This is a genomic window from Halalkalicoccus sp. NIPERK01 (genome assembly GCF_030287405.1).
GTDB lineage: Archaea > Halobacteriota > Halobacteria > Halobacteriales > Halalkalicoccaceae > Halalkalicoccus.
In genome coordinates this window covers 145384-161052 of record NZ_JASVVV010000001.1, presented here as the reverse complement: position 1 = coordinate 161052, position 15669 = coordinate 145384, and the positions used below count along the sequence as shown (strand labels likewise).

At 67.2% G+C, this 15669-nt stretch carries 16 protein-coding genes; 7 read left to right on the top strand and 9 right to left on the bottom strand.

Annotation, left to right across the window (positions count from 1 at the left end; all coding sequences use genetic code 11):
• Positions 1 to 640: 640 nt before the first annotated feature.
• Genes QRT08_RS00845 through QRT08_RS00830 form a run of 4 tightly spaced genes read left to right on the top strand, consistent with a single transcriptional unit; the run spans position 641 to position 4953 of the window.
• On the top strand, positions 641 to 1141 hold the full coding sequence (locus tag QRT08_RS00845) for a hypothetical protein (RefSeq protein WP_286043680.1): 501 nt from the start codon (positions 641 to 643) through the stop codon (positions 1139 to 1141).
• Positions 1138 to 2634, top strand: a complete 1497-nt coding sequence (locus tag QRT08_RS00840; protein WP_286043679.1) for a UbiD family decarboxylase — start codon at positions 1138 to 1140, stop codon at positions 2632 to 2634. Before QRT08_RS00845 ends, QRT08_RS00840 begins: the two co-directional genes overlap by 4 nt.
• A complete protein-coding gene (locus QRT08_RS00835; protein ID WP_286043678.1) occupies positions 2631 to 4022 on the top strand; it encodes a UbiD family decarboxylase in 1392 nt (463 codons plus the stop codon). Before QRT08_RS00840 ends, QRT08_RS00835 begins: the two co-directional genes overlap by 4 nt.
• A complete protein-coding gene (locus QRT08_RS00830; protein WP_286043677.1) occupies positions 4015 to 4953 on the top strand; it encodes an MBL fold metallo-hydrolase in 939 nt (312 codons plus the stop codon). Before QRT08_RS00835 ends, QRT08_RS00830 begins: the two co-directional genes overlap by 8 nt.
• Here the strand turns inward: QRT08_RS00830 and QRT08_RS00825 are convergent.
• The 3 genes from QRT08_RS00825 to QRT08_RS00815 all read right to left on the bottom strand — a co-directional run bounded on the left by QRT08_RS00825 (position 4923) and on the right by QRT08_RS00815 (position 8668).
• Positions 4923 to 6329 (bottom strand): OB-fold domain-containing protein, encoded by a 1407-nt coding sequence (locus QRT08_RS00825; RefSeq protein WP_286043676.1) that lies wholly within the window; start codon positions 6327 to 6329, stop codon positions 4923 to 4925. The genes QRT08_RS00830 and QRT08_RS00825 overlap by 31 nt on opposite strands.
• Positions 6326 to 7495, bottom strand: coding sequence for a thiolase domain-containing protein (locus QRT08_RS00820; protein ID WP_286043675.1), 1170 nt, complete (start codon positions 7493 to 7495; stop codon positions 6326 to 6328). The genes QRT08_RS00825 and QRT08_RS00820 overlap by 4 nt, the downstream gene beginning before the upstream one ends.
• A gap of 63 nt (positions 7496 to 7558) precedes the next feature.
• Positions 7559 to 8668, bottom strand: a complete 1110-nt coding sequence (locus tag QRT08_RS00815) for an NAD(P)-dependent alcohol dehydrogenase (RefSeq protein ID WP_286043674.1) — start codon at positions 8666 to 8668, stop codon at positions 7559 to 7561.
• Between the two features lie 140 nt (positions 8669 to 8808).
• Between QRT08_RS00815 and QRT08_RS00810 the strand changes: the two genes are divergently transcribed.
• On the top strand, positions 8809 to 10260 hold the full coding sequence (locus QRT08_RS00810; protein WP_286043673.1) for an aldehyde dehydrogenase family protein: 1452 nt from the start codon (positions 8809 to 8811) through the stop codon (positions 10258 to 10260).
• 76 nt (positions 10261 to 10336) lie between these two features.
• Entirely contained in the window at positions 10337 to 11491 is a 1155-nt protein-coding gene (locus tag QRT08_RS00805; RefSeq protein ID WP_286043672.1) for an acyl-CoA dehydrogenase family protein, read from the top strand.
• On the opposite strand, the gene QRT08_RS00800 is transcribed toward QRT08_RS00805, so the two are convergent.
• The 6 genes from QRT08_RS00800 to QRT08_RS00775 form a co-directional block, all read right to left on the bottom strand.
• The gene (locus tag QRT08_RS00800) at positions 11488 to 12330 is read right to left on the bottom strand and encodes an enoyl-CoA hydratase/isomerase family protein (RefSeq protein ID WP_286043671.1); all 843 of its coding nucleotides are present in this window, start codon (positions 12328 to 12330) and stop codon (positions 11488 to 11490) included. The genes QRT08_RS00805 and QRT08_RS00800 overlap by 4 nt on opposite strands.
• Before the next feature lie 122 nt (positions 12331 to 12452).
• The gene (locus QRT08_RS00795) at positions 12453 to 12626 is read right to left on the bottom strand and encodes a PaaD-like zinc ribbon domain-containing protein (RefSeq protein ID WP_286043670.1); all 174 of its coding nucleotides are present in this window, start codon (positions 12624 to 12626) and stop codon (positions 12453 to 12455) included.
• A gap of 5 nt (positions 12627 to 12631) precedes the next feature.
• Complete coding sequence (locus tag QRT08_RS00790) at positions 12632 to 13396, bottom strand: Phenylacetic acid catabolic protein (RefSeq protein ID WP_286043669.1); 765 nt, start codon at positions 13394 to 13396, stop codon at positions 12632 to 12634.
• Positions 13389 to 13598: a phenylacetic acid degradation PaaB family protein gene (locus QRT08_RS00785; protein WP_286043668.1), complete on the bottom strand. Its 210-nt coding sequence runs from the start codon at positions 13596 to 13598 to the stop codon at positions 13389 to 13391. The genes QRT08_RS00790 and QRT08_RS00785 overlap by 8 nt, the downstream gene beginning before the upstream one ends.
• A gap of 3 nt (positions 13599 to 13601) precedes the next feature.
• Complete coding sequence (locus tag QRT08_RS00780) at positions 13602 to 13997, bottom strand: metal-sulfur cluster assembly factor (protein WP_286043667.1); 396 nt, start codon at positions 13995 to 13997, stop codon at positions 13602 to 13604.
• A 1-nt stretch (position 13998) separates the two neighbouring features.
• Positions 13999 to 14919, bottom strand: a complete 921-nt coding sequence (locus QRT08_RS00775; RefSeq protein WP_286043666.1) for a Phenylacetic acid catabolic protein — start codon at positions 14917 to 14919, stop codon at positions 13999 to 14001.
• Positions 14920 to 15171: 252 nt separating this feature from the next.
• Between QRT08_RS00775 and QRT08_RS00770 the strand changes: the two genes are divergently transcribed.
• Positions 15172 to 15666, top strand: a complete 495-nt coding sequence (locus tag QRT08_RS00770; protein ID WP_286043665.1) for a GNAT family N-acetyltransferase — start codon at positions 15172 to 15174, stop codon at positions 15664 to 15666.
• Positions 15667 to 15669 lie beyond the last annotated feature (3 nt).

Below are 15669 nucleotides of genomic sequence, written 5' to 3'. Positions count from 1 at the left end.
GGAGACGAAAGCGGGACGTCGGAGGACCACGGCGTGGGTCCACACCGACGACGGGGTACAACAAGTTGATAACGATAGGTCACGATCACTGTTCAGGTGTTCCACCGATGGGAAGTTCCGAGCGGCTGACCCCGGCGGGAATCGATGGCAGTCGTCGGTCCAGCATACCACCAACGAACGACGACGGGGCGTTGATCTGTGGGCGGGCCTGTGGTGATGGAAGCCGCTGTGAGACGCCGGTCTCGTTGCCGTTCCTGTCGTGCTATCAGCATCGCCAGGATACGCCGATCGTCTGTTCCGATAGCGATCGGTAGACCCGCCCTCCGTCAGATCGATACCACCAGCACGACGTCCGAGATCGGAGATGAAAACAAATAGCAGATACTGTACACTATCCAATTAGTAGTAAGACGCCGAGAGTAATAAACCTGCGGGATGATGATGGCCCGTCGACCGGGGAGAGCGGAGCGTTCCCCGACCCGGGTGGAGCCTTCCCCGACGAGAAACGCGTTTTCGTGGTCCGACACGGAAACGCCGGCCGAGACGGCGGGGAAGCGAGGATCACAGCAGCCTCGCGGGCGAGGGTGGTACGCCACACCAAGAGCTTATCTATTCGGCTCGGAAAGGGGTACTACGGCGTATGTCCGACGAATACGTGACGTCCGAAACCAACCTCCCGCCGGATCCCGAGGGCGAGGAGATCACGCTCCAGATCAGCGACAAGGACACGAGGGAGATATTCACCACGCGAGCACGGGTCAGTCGGAACCCGGACAGGCTCACCGATCCCACCCCGCTGACGGTCGTCAAAGGCCCCCACGAGAACACGGAAGAACAGTGGTACATCGACGTCCTCACGGCCGACGTCGAATCCGAGAGCGTCGACCGGGACCTCCTCCGGGACGTCATGGACGAGGTGCGGGACGACGCGAACGTCATCAATACGCGCTCGGACGAAGTGAAGACGCTGCTCCGGTATCTGGTCGAAACGGGACGATACAGCTCCGTCTCGCAGGCGAGTCGAACGATAATGTTCGAGTACCTCGCGAACACGCATCCGGAGCTCGTCGACGAGTACGTCGATCTCAAAGTGCGGTTCGAACGGCGGGAACTGCTGGACGACGAGCGAGGGGGTGCATGACGGTCGATACGCTGCGCGACTACCTGCGAACGCTCGACGGGGAGGACGACCTCGTCCGCCTCGACGACCCGATATCGTGGAATCTAGAGGCCAGCGCGGTCACGATGCTGGCGAACGAGCGGGACGGCGCCGTACCGTTGTTCGAGGACGTCGACGGCGCACGGCTCGTCGGGGATCCGTACCGCGGTACGCAGCGGCGGCCGTGGGACCGTATCGCGCTGGGGATCGATCTCCCGCGGGACGTCCCCCGGGAGGAGTTCTACGAGGAGACGATCTCGCGACTGCAGCGACCGCACGAACCGGTAACGGTCTCGCCGGCGGACGCTCCGTGCAAGGAGGTCAGGTATACTGGAGCGGACGTCGACTTGCTCGAGTTCCCGTGGCCCTACATCCACGCCGGGGACGGCGGTCGCTACTCCAACCTGCACACGCTCGTCGTGCCCGACCGGGATTCCGAGTGGATCGACTGGTCGTACCACCGGGCGATGATACACGACGACGAGACGGCGAGCGTGCTGCTGTTGGCCGGCGAACAGGCGCCGAACCTCTACTACTACGAGTACGAACGCGAGGACGAGCCGATGCCGGTCGCCATCGCCGTCGGCGTCGAACCCGCCGTCCAGTACACGTCGGTGATGTGGATCCCCACCGGCAGGAGCGAGGCGGCCTTCGCGGGCGGGCTGAAGGGGGCGCCGATCGAACTCGTCGCCTGTGAGACGAACGACCTCCTGGTTCCGGCGACGGCCGAACTGGTCATCGAGGGGGAGGTCCTGCCGAACGTCCGCCGGGACGAGGGGCCGTTCGGGGATTACTTCGGCTACATGCACGGCCCGCGCCGCTCGATGCCGACCCTGCGGGTCACGGGGATCACCCACCGAGAGGACCCGATCATCCCCTTTTGCGTCGAGGGGACGGGCGTCGGGTACACCGAGAACTCGACGAGTTCGATGGAGGTCGGCTGCGTCGGGCCGGACGCGACCCTCGGCCTGCAGGCCGGCGGGTTCGAGATCGAGCAGTGTGTCCCCTGGCAGTCGACGCCACGGAGCGTGTACGTGATCTCGACGGCGAACACCGACCCGGGCTATCTCCACGAACTCGCGAACTTCATCTTCACGACGTGGGGGATGCTCCACGTCGACTTCTTCGTGTTCGTCGACGCCGATATCGACCCGTTCGACCAGCGCGAAGTACTCGAAGCGCTCGTCCTCCACGCGGACCCCGACAGCGACTTCCACCAGTTCGGCGTCGAGACGATGCCGAAGGTCCCGTTGAACATCTACCAGACGCCCAGCGAGAAGGGCAACGTCCAGACGGGCACCTCGAAGGCCAAGACGGCCAAGGCGTACATCGACGCGACCAGAGGGGATGACGCCCTCGATGACGATCCCGACGACGACCTGCACGAGTGGGCACGATCCGTGCTCGTGGACGCGGGAGCGGATCCCGATACGATCCCGTTCGCCGATTCGACGGGAGGGGGTCGATCCCGATGACGACGTTCCGGGGGCACCTGCGGAGCCTCGAAGACGACGGTGACCTGCTGACGGTGAGCGAACGGGTCCACTGGGACGGGGAGGCGACAGCCGTCGCGACCGAAGCGCTCGAAGGCGACTGTGGCGCGCTCAGGTTCGCGTCCACCGCCGGCGGGGTCGACCTCGCAAGCGGCGTGTACGCGGGCCGTGCCCAGATCACCAGCCGCCATCACCGGCCGTGGCGCCGCATCGAACGCTCGCTGGGATGCGAGAACGAAGAGTACGGTCGCCTCCTCGAGACGCTCTCCCGACGGGAGACACGCGACCTCGACGATACCCCGTTCGAAGAACCGGCTGCAACGGTCGACTCCGGCGCCGATCTGTACTCGTTGGGGCTCCCGACCGTGGAGCCCGACGGGCGACAGTTACTCACCCTCGGGCTGATCGCCGTCGAACGCGACGGGGTGACGTCGTGGGCACCGGTTCGGGGAACGATCCGCCGGCGGTCACGGCTCCGTCTCTCGATCCCCCGGCCGTTCGTCGAGTGGTGTAGCGACGAGCGCTCGGCGAGCGTCTCGCTCGGCGTCGGCGCGGCCCCGCACATCGCCGCGCTACAGGGCTGGACGCTGGATCGAACGACGACGGCCGTACCCGAACTGGCGACCGCCATCGACGACGTGGCCATCGCAGCGGTCGATGGACGCACCGTCCCCGCGAACGCGGAAGTGCGCATCGACGGTTCGATGACGAGCGTCGACGACGAGGTCGCCGGGCCGGTCGAGATCTGGGAGCGGGGGTGCGAGACGACGGGGGTGACCGTCGAGGTCGATGCCATCGCGATGCGCGACTCGCCCGTCGTCCCGTTCGTCCCCCTCGGGGCGCCGCTGACCGACGATCTGCACCTGACCGCGCTCGTCGAGGCCGCGGCGCTGTACCGGCGCATCAACGGCTACTGGGGCGTCTCGCCGGTCTCCTGGATTCGGTTGCCCGTCGAGGGCTGGCTCGGGCTCTGTCTCGTCTCCAGCGAGATCCTCTACTCGGGGTTCGAGTGGCAACTGGCGAACGCCCTGTTCTCGTTCTCCTCCTTTTTCGACAAGGTGCTGATACTGGACGACTACAACGAACCGACCGACCTCGCGCGGGCGCTCGACGACATGTGGGTGAAGGCCCACCCGAGCAACGACTGGACCTTCAGCGACGCGGACGCACCCGCCGCCAGCGCGCCGCTGTACCGCCGGGACGGCGAGACCGGCTCCCGGCTCTACATCAACGCGACCTGGGACCCCCGGTGGGACGAGGAGTACATCGCTCCGCGCGTGACGTTCGACTCGACGTATCCCGAGGGGATCCGAGAGCGGGCCCTCGATCACTGGGATCGGCTCGAATCGGGAGGGGAATCCAATGACTGACCCGGTTCGGGTCCCCGTGGGTGCGGGCACACCGGAAGGGGTCAACAGCGCCTACTACCTCCCCGAGCGCGGCGTCGTCGTCGATCCGGGGCCGCCGACCGAACCCGCGTGGAACGCGCTCGTCGACGCGATCGGTTCCCTCGGGACCGTCGAGCACGTGTTCGCGACCCACTGGCATTCGGATCACGCCGGTCTCGCGTGCCGACTGGCCGAGGCGGCGGGCGCGACGATCCACATGCACTCCGCCGATGCGCCCCTCGTCGGCGACTACGCGGCCGCGCGCGAGCGCCGTCTGGAGCGGGACCTCGCGACGCTCCGACGCTGGGGCGTCCCCGAAAACCGTCGCGAGACGCTGCGCGATGCGGACTCGCCGTCGGCGATGCCCGAGACGTACCCCGTTACGACCCACGAAGAGGGCGAGACGGTCGCCGGTCTGGAGGTCCTGCATACGCCCGGCCACACGCTGGGGCACGCCTCGTTCGCCTGCGAGGGGACGCTGTTGCTCGGCGACCTCCTCCTCCCGACGTACACGCCGAACGTCGGGGGCAGCGACACGCGCACCGACGACCCGCTCGCGGCGTACCTCGCCTCGATCGATCAGGTAAACGCCCGCTTCGAAACGGGCGAACCGGGCCACGGGACGACGATGGACGTGACGAGGGCCGTCGAGGAGGTCAGAACGCACCACCGCGAGCGCGCCCGGGCGGCCTTCCGGGCGCTGCGGACGGTCGAGGAGCCCACGCCGTGGGCCGTCGCGCGCGCCCTCTTCGGCGAGATGGACGGCATCCACGTCAAGTTCGGCGCCGGCGAGGCCGCCGCGCACCTCGACCGGCTGGCCGCACTCGACATCGTCGAACGAACGGGTGAGAATCCGATCCGCTATCGACCGCGCGTCGAGGACTATCCTTCCGATCTGAACTTGACGCCGTAGCGCGGGACGCCCTCCTGCGTGTAGATCCGTCGGATCGTCGCCCGGACCTCGTCGCCGACCGCGACCGCCTCGGGATCGACGTCGGTCAACTGTGCGGGGAGCGTCGCCTCGCCGTCGCCGGCCTCGAGGGCGACGATGGCGACCGCGTACGCGCCCTCGCGCTGTTGTAGCTCGGCGAACTCCGGCGGGGCGCCGCCCTGGCCGATGACCGTCAGCGCCCGGATCGTCCCCGTCCGCGACGCCTCGACCCCCTCGAACTCGACCCGCGAGTGACACTCCTGGCAGGCCCCCCGCGGCGGAAACGTGATCCCGCCGCAGTCGGGACACTCGCCCGCGATCAGGCGGTAGCGTTGGTCGAGTGAGCCCTGCCAGTTCGGGAGGCTCACGTTCGCGCCGCCGCCCGCGACCTCGCCCTCAACGACGTAGCCACGCTTGCGGAGGTACTCGGTGTACCCGATCGCCTCGCCGCCGTCGAGGTCGTCGATCCCCGCGACCGGGAGGTTTCCTTCGAGTTCGACCGCGACCGCGCTCCCGCCGCCGAAGAAGCCGCCGATCGTTGTCTCTCCCTCGTCGCCCTCGGCAAGCGCCGCGAGCAGGCCGATCGGCACGGTCGCCGCGCCGGCGTCGCCGACCCGATCCGCGACGGTTCCGGCCGCCACGACCTCGTTCGAGATCGGCAGGTCGCCGGCAACGCGGTACGGGAACTTCCCGTCGCGCTGGTGGAGCGCCGCGGCGGCCGCCTCGCTCGCGTCGACCGCCAGAGCCGTCACCGCCGCGGTCACGGCCTCGCGGACGGCCGTCCGCTCGTAGGTCGTGACCCCGAGCGAGTCGACCTCGCGTTCGCCCCGCGGCCGGAAGCGGATCCCCGGGGTTTCGTCGCTGTACCAGGAGATATCCCGAATCGGGACGGCCGCGTCCTCGTCGATCACGAACGCCGCCGCGCCGGCGCCGAGGGGGTGGTCGGCGTCGGCGGGCGCTCCCTCGGGACAGTCGGCGGCGACGACCAGCGCCGGTCCGTCGGCATCGAGCGCCCGCGCGAGCGCCTCCCCGCCGGCGGCGGTGTGCTGGGTCGAAACGGAGCAGGCGACGTCCTCGGGCAGCGCGAGCATCCGGACGAGACGCGAGACGAAGTCGCCCTCGGCCATCGGCGGGGTCGTCGTCGCGACGGCAACGAGGTCGATCGCCGAGCGCTCGACCGACGCGCTGAGGGCGCGTTCGGCCGCCGCGACGGCCATCGTCAGCGCGTCCTCGTCGGCCGCGGGGACCGCCTTCCGGTCGATCCCGCCCGCGTCGGCGTGGCCCCACGCCGCGGTCGTCTCCTCGGTCGAAAGCCGGAACCGGGGGAGGTAGATCCCGCCGGCGTCGATCCCCCTCATGCCGCCTCCTCCCGCTCGAAGACGTGAACGGTCACCCCGCCGCCCGACCCGCCGACGTTGTGCGTCAGGCCGTAGCGCGGCTTCTCGACCTGGACGTGGGCCTCGCCGCGGAACTGCTCGAAGGCCTCGACGATCTGTCCCGTCCCGGTGGCACCGATCGGGTGGCCCTTGGATTTGAGCCCGCCGCTCGTGTTCGTCGGCAACTCCCCATCGGGGTCGGTGACGCCCTCCCGGAGGAGGCGGCCGGCCTCGCCGCGCTCGCAGAAGCCGAGATCCTCGTAGGCCAGCAGTTCGGCGATGGCGAAGCAGTCGTGGACCTCGGCGAAGTCGAGGTCCTCCGGAGCGATCCCGGCCTCCTCGTAGGCGGCCTCGCCGGCCCGAACACTGGCGGGAATGCTCGTCAACGTGCCCCGCTGGAAGAGGCCCACCCGGCCGCTCGCGGCGCCCGCGCCCGCGACGCGGATCAGCTCGTCGCCGTACTCCGTTGCGACCTCCTCGCTCGCGACCAGCACCGCGCTCGCGCCGTCGGTGGTCGGACAGCAGTGATAGAGGTTGAGCGGGTCGGCGACGGAGGGCGCCGAGACGGCGTCCTCGAGCGAGCACTCGAAGCCGAGGTGGGCCTTCGGGTTCCTCGCGCCGTTTTTGTGGTTCTTGACCGCGACCCGCGAGAGGTCCTCGACGGTCGTGTCGTACTCCTCCATGTGGGCGCTCGCCATCTGGGCGTAGACGCCGGCGAAGGTGGTCCCGCTGATACGCTCCCACTCGGTCTCGCCGCTGACGCCGAGCCACCACTTGGTCTGGTCGGCGCTCGTGTCGGTCATCACCTCGTAGCCGCCCGCAAGCGCCACGTCGACCATGCCCGAGCGAACGGCGGTGACGGCCTGTCGGAAGGCGTAGCCGCTGGCCGCACAGGCGTTTTCCACACGGGTCGTCGGGACACCATGAAGACCGACGTGTTCGGTCACCGCCGGCCCCGAGAGGCCGATCTGCCGGCCCCCAACGCCGAGCGTTCCCAGATACGCCTCGTCGATCGCCTCTGTCGGGAAGTCGCCCTCGACGCCCTCGAGCGCGGTTTCGAACGCGCTCTCGAACAGCGAGAGGTAGGTCTCCTCGGGAAAGGAGCCGAACGACGACTGTCCGGCTCCGATCACGTATGCGTCTCGCATACCCCCGTGTTCCCGCTCGTGTGACTTATAGGATTGGTTCAAGTGCGAGGGCGCGCAGCGGGGTTAGGGCTCGCTCACCCGGAGGACCGGCTTGACCACCTCGCCGGCTTCCTGCTCCTCGACGGCTTCCTCAATATCCTCGAAGTCGTAGTACGTGACGAGTTCGTCGAACGGGAACTTCCCGGCGCGGTAGAGGTCGATCAGATCGGGGATGAACAGGTCCGGCGTGGAATTGCCCTCGATGACCCCCTTGACGTTCCGGCCGAACAGGACGTTGTTCACGTCGAGTTCGACCTCGGTTCCGAGCGGCGGGGCGCCGACGACCGCGCAGTCGGCGTTCTGGCGCAGGCAGTCGACCGCCTGCCGGAGGACGGTCGTGTTCGCCGTCGTCTCGACGCTGTAGTCGGCCCCGCCGCCGAGGTGGTCGTGGATGGCGTCGACCGTGTCGTCGACACGCTCGGGATCGATGGCGTGGGTCGCGCCCAACTCGAGCGCCTTCTCGCGTCGGGACTCCATGAGGTCGACGGCGACGACGTCGGTACAGCCCTTCAGGTCCGCGGCCATGACCGCGCTCAGCCCGACCGACCCGGTCCCGAAGACGACGATCGAGGAGGCCGCCTGCGGGTCGAGCGTGTTGATGACGGCGCCCGCACCCGTCTGGATCCCGCATCCGAGCGGCCCCAGGAGTTCGAGGGGCACGTCGTCCGCGACCGGGACGACGTTCCGCTCTGTGGCCAGCGCGTGGGTCGTAAAGGAGGACTGGCCGAAGAACATGCCGCTCACCTCCTCGCCGTCGTCGCGGATCGGCGTCGACCCGTCCGCGACCCGCCGGCCGGCGAAGTTGTGCTCGAAGAACTCCTCGCAGTAGGCGACGTCGCCCTCCCGGCAGTTCCGACAGCTTCCATCGGAGTCGAACGTGAGCACGACTCTGTCGCCCGGTTCGACCTTCGTGACGCCCTCCCCGACCGCCTCGACGACGCCCGAACCCTCGTGGCCGAGCACCGCCGGCAGCGGGGTCGGGTAGTACCGCTCCCTGACCGCGACGTCGGTGTGACACAGCCCCGCGCCGACGACGCGAACGAGCACTTCCCCGGGCTGGGGGTCGTCCAACTCCAGCGTCTCGATCTCGAACGGTCCCGACTCCTCGCGTACGACCGCGGCTTCGATCTTCATAGATCCGTGTTAACATTGATAGAGATATTCATAAGCGGTCCTGTTATTGAGTTTCAATTAGCTGTTCCCAGCAGACGTGACGAACTCTCAGCCGGCGTGAGCCACATATTTTTAACTGTCCTCCGAAAAGACCTCTCTGGATGAGCCATTCCGGTCCGACAGACCTGTATATCGACGGCGAGTGGACGAGTTCGGAGAGCGGCGGGACGTTCGTCACCGAGGATCCGGCGACGGAGAAACCCTACGCCGAGGTCGCGGAGGGCACGGCGGAGGACGTCGACCGCGCCGTCTCGGCGGCGAAGAGGGCGGTCGAGCGCGGGGCTGAGTGGCGGTCGCTCGCCCCCCGCGAGCGCGGCGCACGGCTGTACGCCATGGCCGACGCGATCGAGGGGCGAAGGGACGAGATCGTCCGCGTCGAGTCCCGGGACAACGGAAAGACGCCCTTCGAGGCGACCCTGGACGTCGACATGGTGATCGACACCTTCCGGTACTACGCCGGCTGGACCGACAAGATCCAGGGTGACGAGGTCCCCGTCCCCGGCGACCGGTTGAACTACACCGTCCGGGAGCCTCTCGGCGTCACCGGCCACGTGAGCCCGTGGAACTACCCCTTCCAGCTCGCCGGCCGAAGCCTCGCGCCGGCGCTCGCCTGCGGGAACACGACGATACTGAAACCCTCCAGTACGACGCCACTGTCGGCGCTGTACTACGCGATCGCCGCCGAAGAGGCGGGCCTGCCCGCCGGCGTCCTGAACGTCGTCCCCGGCCGGGGCAGCACCGCCGGGAACCGGCTGGCCGAACACCCCGACGTCGATCACGTCGCGTTCACGGGTAGTACGGGCGTCGGCAAGGGCGTCATGGAGTACGCCTCGCGAAACGTCACGGGCGTTACGCTCGAACTCGGGGGGAAGGGGCCGAACCTCGTCTTCCCGGACGCCGACCTCGACGCCGCCGCCAGCGGGGTTCACTACGGCATCTTCATGAACGCCGGACAGATGTGCTGGGCGGGGTCACGCCTGCTCGTCCACGAGGACGTCCACGACGAGGTGGTCGACCGGGTCGTCGAACGGGCCGAATCGACGCCGCTGGGAGGCGGGATCGACGACGACGGCCGGATGGGACCGACCGTCAGCGAGAGCCAACAACAGGAGGTACTCGACTACATCAAGACGGGCAAAAACGAGGGCGCGACGGTCGCGACCGGTGGCGGCGTTCCCGCCGGGAAGGATGTCGGCCACTTCGTCGAGCCGACCGTGTTCACCGACGTCACCAACGACATGACGATCGCCCGAGAGGAGATCTTCGGACCCGTGCTGTCGGTGATCGAGTTCGCCGACCGCGAGGAGGCCATCGAGATCGCCAACGATTCGCCCTACGGCCTGATGGCCGGGATCTGGACCACGGATCTGAAAACGGCCCACTCGGTCGCCGATCACCTCGATTACGGGATGGTGAGCGTCAACGAGTTCCCGGTCACCCAGCCCCAGACGCCCTTCGGCGGGGTCAAGCAGAGCGGCCTCGGACGCGAGCAGGGCACCGAGGCGATCCACGAATACACCCAGACGAAAAACGTCAACGTCAGCCTCGAGTAGCGTCGAGGCACCCTCGGAGCGCGTTGCGTCGTCCTCCGAGAACCTTTATGGTGGCGTGTCCCGCGTGTCACACTGTATGAGCCTCATCGAGAGCGCGCTTTCCGAGGAGCACCGCGATATCCGGGACCGGGCGGCGGACTTCGCCGCCGGGGTCGTCGCACCCGAAGCCGAGCGCATCGAGCGAGCGGACGAGTTCCCCCGTGGGGTGATCGAGGAGGCGGGCGAGTACGGCCTGCTCGGGATCATGGTTCCCGAGGAGTACGGCGGCGAGGGGTCGGACTTCCTCTCGTACTGTCTGGCGGTCGAGCGAGTCGCCGAGGCCAGCGGCGCGGTCGCCGAGACGATCCAGGGCCACACGTTCGCGACGCTCCCGATCCTGAACTTCGGCACCGACGAACAGAGAGAGGAGTACCTCGAAGCGATGGTCCGCGGCGAGCGCGTCGGCGCGATGTTACTGACGGAACCCGGCGCGGGCAGTTCGCCGACGGAACTGGAGACGGTCGCCGAAGCCGACGACGGGGGCTACTCGATCGGCGGCGAGAAGTCCTTCGGGACGAACGCCGGCGTCGCCGACGTCCACCTCGTCGTCGCACGCAAACGCCCGGCCCCGGAGGAGGGCCACGGCGTGAGCGTCTTCCTCGTTCCGGGCGTCGACGACCGCGAGGGCTTCACGTTCGAGCGCGAGGAGTTCATGGGGATGCGCGGACACGTCACCGGGGACTCGACGTTCGAGGACGTCCGCGTCGGCGAGTCGGCGCTGCTCGGCGAGGTCGGCGGGGGCTTTCGGATCGCGATGGGGACCATCGACATGGCCCGGACGGGGTTAGGAGCCATCGGGACGGGTATCGCCCGCGCCGCGTTCGACGAGGCGATCGACTACGCGGGCGCGCGCGAGCAGGGCGGGCAGGCGGTCGGCCAGTACCAGGCGGTACAGGTGCTCGTCGCCGACATGGACGCCCGACTTGACGGAGCGCGCCACCTCGTCTACGACTCCGCGAAGTCGATTGCCGATGGGGAGGGTGACACGCGCAAGTCGAGCAAGGCGAAGTACGTCGCGAGCGAGGCCGCGGAGTTCGTCACCCGCAACGCGATCCAGGTCCACGGCGGAAAGGGGTACGGAAAGGACCTGCCGCTCGAACGGTTCTACCGGGACGCGAAGATCCTGAGCATCATCGGCGGGACGAACGAGATACAGAAGACGACGGTCGCTGGCGAGGCGCTGGACCTCTAGTCGTCGCTCGGCTCGCCCGGTTCCTTCTCGCCGAGTTCGACGCCCAGGAAGTCGGGATCGTGATCGCCGAGGAACGCGTCGACGCCCTCCTTCGCCACGTCGGAGCCGAGGAGACGGTTCTGAAGCTCGCGTTCGTGGGACAGCGCATCCCACAGCGGCATCTCCAGACCCTCGTTGACGGCCAGCTTGTTGTGGCCGACGGCCATGTGGGACTTCTGGGCGATCTGTTTGGCGAACTCGCGGGCGGCGTCCTCGACCTCCTCGGGCGCGTGGAGTTCGTCGAAGATGCCCCGATCGAGCGCCTCCTCGGGCGTGATCGTCTCGCCGGTGATCATCATCTTGAGCGCGGTCGAGCGGTCGATGTACCGGGGAAGCAGTTGGGTCCCCGCCTCGCCCGCGATGAGGCCGAGGTGGATCTCCGGCATGCCGACGTTGTAGTCGTCGTCGTCGCCGGCGTACCGGAAGTCACAGGCGAGCGCGAGTTCCAGCCCGCCGCCCATGCAGTGGCCGTTGACCATGGCGATGAAGATGGTGTCGGTCGTCCGCATCTTCATGATGATCTCCTTGCTCGTCTGGCTCGCGTAGCCGACCTGTTTGCCCGACTCCTGCTGGAGCGCCTTGATGTCGAAGCCCGTCGAGAAGAACTTCTCGTTGGCGCTCCCGAACAGCACGGCCCGGACGTCCTCGTCGAACCGGACCGTCTCGACGGCCCGCTGCAGTTCGAGGAGCACGTCGATGTTGTGGGCGTTAGCCGGCGGCCGGTCGATGCGGATGGTTCCGATGTGATCCTCCAGCTCGGTCTGGAAGAACTCCAGATCTAGCTCGCTAAACGATTGCATACACACCGTTCATCATCGGTACCGCATAAGTAATTTTCTATCACAAGCGATCGAGAACGCTTCACCGCCGTCGCTACTCGGAGGGCGGCTGATTCGTGGAACCACGAAACGTGCGGGAACGGCTACCGCGTGTCGGGCTGTTTGCCGTCGAACTTGATCCGCTCGAAGACGGTGTGACAGCCGTTACAGTAGTACTGCATCTTGGAGATCTCGCTCCCGAACGCGGATTCACGCTCGGTGTCCGTGGAGCCACAAAAGGGGCAGACGACCTCCGGGTCCGATGCTCGATCGTCCATGACGGTCAGTCCATTGCGAACAGTTCGTTCTCGGTGCCCCGGAGCTGTCGGGCGTCGGCGTCGCCGATCGATCCGCCGCCGACGCGGCGTCTGACCTCGTTCCACTCTTCGAGCGCCGGCGCGTCCCAGTCGACGCCGTCGAGCGAAACTGCCGTGTCGGCGAACAGGTTCCGGTAGTGCTCTTCGAACGCCTCGCGGATCTCCGTGACCGAACGGTCGGTGAACCCGGCCTGAATCAGGGGGTCCGCCTCGTCGTCGTACTCGGCGGGTCCGATGAACGCGAGCGCCTGGGGGAGCGTCGTCTCCAGCGTCGACTGGATCCCCTCGGGGTCGTCCTCCGCCAACGTCTCCAGGCGGGCGTCGTGGTACTCGAGGTGGAAGTACTCGTCCTCGCCCATCTTCGTGATCAGCCCGTCGAGGTCGTCGACGGCGATGGCGTCGATCATGTACCACGCCGCCCGGTCGGCGGGGGCGATCGAGGCGACGTACGCCGGCCAGTCGCCGTCGATCCGGTCGAGGCAGGCGGCGTTGTTGAACTCCTCGGCGTCGCGTTTGCCGTTTAGCCAGTCCTTCTCCCGGCCCTGTGAGGCCAGTTCGTTGACGAACTGTCGGAAGTGGCCGATCTCCTCCTGGGCGGCGCTGGCCCCGCCGATGTCGTCCTCGAGGGATGGCCCCGCGAGGCTCCACTGGGCGTTCCGGTGCCCGAGGACGAGCTTCGTGTCCGCGATGGCCTGGACGTAGTCGACCGCCTGCTCCGGCCAGTCACTCATCGGCACGCACCCCCGCCGTGGGTCGCTCGCCGGTGACCTCGATCAGGTCCTCGGCGCGAACGACCGCGAGGTAGTCCCAGTCCTCCTCGTCGAACGTGTTGTGTGCGTACATCCGCGCGAGGCGATCGTTCTGCGCCCGCACGTTGCCGATGTGTATCGTCTCGTCGCCCTGCTTGATTCGTGCGAATACTTCGTACTTCATGGCTCAGAGGCTGATCCCCGATTTTCGCATCTTCTCTCTGACCTCCGCGGTGAGCATCTCCTTCGACCAGACCGGGTCCCAGACGACCTCGACGTCGACGGTGTCGACGCCGTCGAGGACGGTGAGACAGCTCTCGATGTCGTTCTGGATCATGTCGTAGGCCGGACAGCCCATACACGGGTAGGTCATCTCGACGGCGACCGCCCCGTCGTCGGCCTCGATGTCGTAGATCATCGCCATCTCGACCAGGCTGACGGGGATGTGCGGGTCCGGGATCTCGTCGACGACGTCCCACAGGTACCCCTCGAAGGGGGTCGCGTCGGCGCGGCGCCGTTCGACGAACTCGCTTGCGTGTGCGGGACCGGACGCGCCGTCGGCCCGCTGTCGTGCGCTGGACATCTCAGACCCCGACCTCGACGGTACCCGACTGGATGAGTTCGACGTACTTCTCGTTGGCCGGCCCGCGCGAGCGCCAGCGGTCCATGACGTCGCCCCACGAGATTGGTTCGTCGTAGCGCCACTCCTTGTTTGCCGCATCGAACGCGATCGGCATGTCGTACTCGATGACGTACTCGTCGGCCTCCTCGTCGTAGTGGGCCGGCACGTCGAGGTCGAGTTCGTTCATGAGCGGCATCGACCGCGCGAGCCAGTCCTGGCGGAGTTCGTCGTTGGACTTGCCCTTGATCCGGTACTCGAGCTGGTCGTCGTGTTTCTTCTTGTCGTCGGGCAGCCCGAACCACTCGATTCCGATCGGGAACATCCAGTCGACGGCCTCCTGGAGCTTCGCGCGGGTCTTGTCGTTCTTGTTCGCGAGCCGGCGCATCCACGTCTCGCCGTGGCGGAGGTGGAACTGCTCCTCCTTGTTGACCTTCGTCAGCGCGCGCTTCCAGGGCGCGTAGGAGGTGTTCTCGTGGATGTCGCCGAGCAGGACGATCCCCGCTCGGTCGAACAGACCGTGGGCCGTCACGAGTTCGGCGAAGTTCTCGATGTGCTGGTCGAAGCCGTAGGTGTTGCGGAACTCGTGGGGCTCGCGCCCGTAGATGAGTTCCTCGCGGTCCTCGCCGAGGTCCTCCAGTAACCGGTAGGCGATGTGACCGTGGCCGAGTTCGTCCTGGATCACGCTGATGCAGGACGCACGCGCGTTGGGCGACGGGGCGTTCAGCGACTGGTCGTAGTACGCCGGGGCGCTCATCAGCTCCGTATCGCCCGAGACCGTCAGGATCTGCTTCAGGGCCTTCTCGTAGCCCTCTGTCATCTCGTCGGTCGATTCGATCATCTTCCCGTTCTGGACCTGCTGTTTGAGTTGCTTCTCGGTTGGCATGGTTCGCCTCTGTCTCCGGGTTGTCGGGCCAGCACTATAATTGTTTTCTGTATACGATTCCCGTATCCAGCCCCCCGATTTCGGTGGCTCACCCGTTGCGGACGGTACTCCGTCGCCGTCGATCCGGCGGGTTCACGACTCCGCGGCGATTCGAGACCGATCGCGCGGGCTCGAACGATCGTCTCCTCGACGGTCGAGTCCCGCTCGCGCGTTACACGACCTTTTTTGGTAGTCGGGAGCGCAGGGACTGACATGACGTACGACCTGCGACACGGCACGACCGAAGACGGCGAAGAGATCCTCGAACTCTGGCACGGGTTCACCGAGCACCTCTCGCAGTACGACGACCGCTACCAGCACAAGGAGGACGCGGACGACCGGTGGCTCCGATACTTCGAGAACCAGCTCGTCGACTCGAAGTACGGGACGGTGATCGTCGCCGAACACGAGGAGACCGGCGAACTGATCGGCGTTCTCGAGGCCCGCGTGATGGGGGATCACCCCATCTTCCGGCTCAAGGACCACGGCTACATCAACGGCCACTACGTCCGGGAGGACCACTGGAACGAGGGCGTCGGAACGGCGCTGATCGAGGAGGCCCACGAGTGGTTCGCCGACTCGCCGCGCGACATCGACTTCTACCGGATCGACGTGGTCGAGGGCGACGAGAAGGCCGCCGAAGTGTACGAGAAACTCGGCTTCGAACCCGTCGAACACGTCTTCGAACGCTCCATCGAGGAGCAGTAGAAC

Excerpts from the sequence above, each read along its gene's own strand:
- QRT08_RS00845 (WP_286043680.1), top strand. The coding sequence starts at position 641 with ATGTCCGACGAATACGTGACGTCCGAAACCAACCTCCCGCCGGATCCC.
- QRT08_RS00840 (WP_286043679.1), top strand. The coding sequence starts at position 1,138 with ATGACGGTCGATACGCTGCGCGACTACCTGCGAACGCTCGACGGGGAG.
- QRT08_RS00835 (WP_286043678.1), top strand. The coding sequence starts at position 2,631 with ATGACGACGTTCCGGGGGCACCTGCGGAGCCTCGAAGACGACGGTGAC.
- QRT08_RS00830 (WP_286043677.1), top strand. The coding sequence starts at position 4,015 with ATGACTGACCCGGTTCGGGTCCCCGTGGGTGCGGGCACACCGGAAGGG.
- QRT08_RS00825 (WP_286043676.1), bottom strand. The coding sequence starts at position 6,329 with ATGAGGGGGATCGACGCCGGCGGGATCTACCTCCCCCGGTTCCGGCTT.
- QRT08_RS00820 (WP_286043675.1), bottom strand. The coding sequence starts at position 7,495 with ATGCGAGACGCATACGTGATCGGAGCCGGACAGTCGTCGTTCGGCTCC.
- QRT08_RS00815 (WP_286043674.1), bottom strand. The coding sequence starts at position 8,668 with ATGAAGATCGAAGCCGCGGTCGTACGCGAGGAGTCGGGACCGTTCGAG.
- QRT08_RS00810 (WP_286043673.1), top strand. The coding sequence starts at position 8,809 with ATGAGCCATTCCGGTCCGACAGACCTGTATATCGACGGCGAGTGGACG.
- QRT08_RS00805 (WP_286043672.1), top strand. The coding sequence starts at position 10,337 with ATGAGCCTCATCGAGAGCGCGCTTTCCGAGGAGCACCGCGATATCCGG.
- QRT08_RS00800 (WP_286043671.1), bottom strand. The coding sequence starts at position 12,330 with ATGCAATCGTTTAGCGAGCTAGATCTGGAGTTCTTCCAGACCGAGCTG.
- QRT08_RS00795 (WP_286043670.1), bottom strand. The coding sequence starts at position 12,626 with ATGGACGATCGAGCATCGGACCCGGAGGTCGTCTGCCCCTTTTGTGGC.
- QRT08_RS00790 (WP_286043669.1), bottom strand. The coding sequence starts at position 13,396 with ATGAGTGACTGGCCGGAGCAGGCGGTCGACTACGTCCAGGCCATCGCG.
- QRT08_RS00785 (WP_286043668.1), bottom strand. The coding sequence starts at position 13,598 with ATGAAGTACGAAGTATTCGCACGAATCAAGCAGGGCGACGAGACGATA.
- QRT08_RS00780 (WP_286043667.1), bottom strand. The coding sequence starts at position 13,997 with ATGTCCAGCGCACGACAGCGGGCCGACGGCGCGTCCGGTCCCGCACAC.
- QRT08_RS00775 (WP_286043666.1), bottom strand. The coding sequence starts at position 14,919 with ATGCCAACCGAGAAGCAACTCAAACAGCAGGTCCAGAACGGGAAGATG.
- QRT08_RS00770 (WP_286043665.1), top strand. The coding sequence starts at position 15,172 with ATGACGTACGACCTGCGACACGGCACGACCGAAGACGGCGAAGAGATC.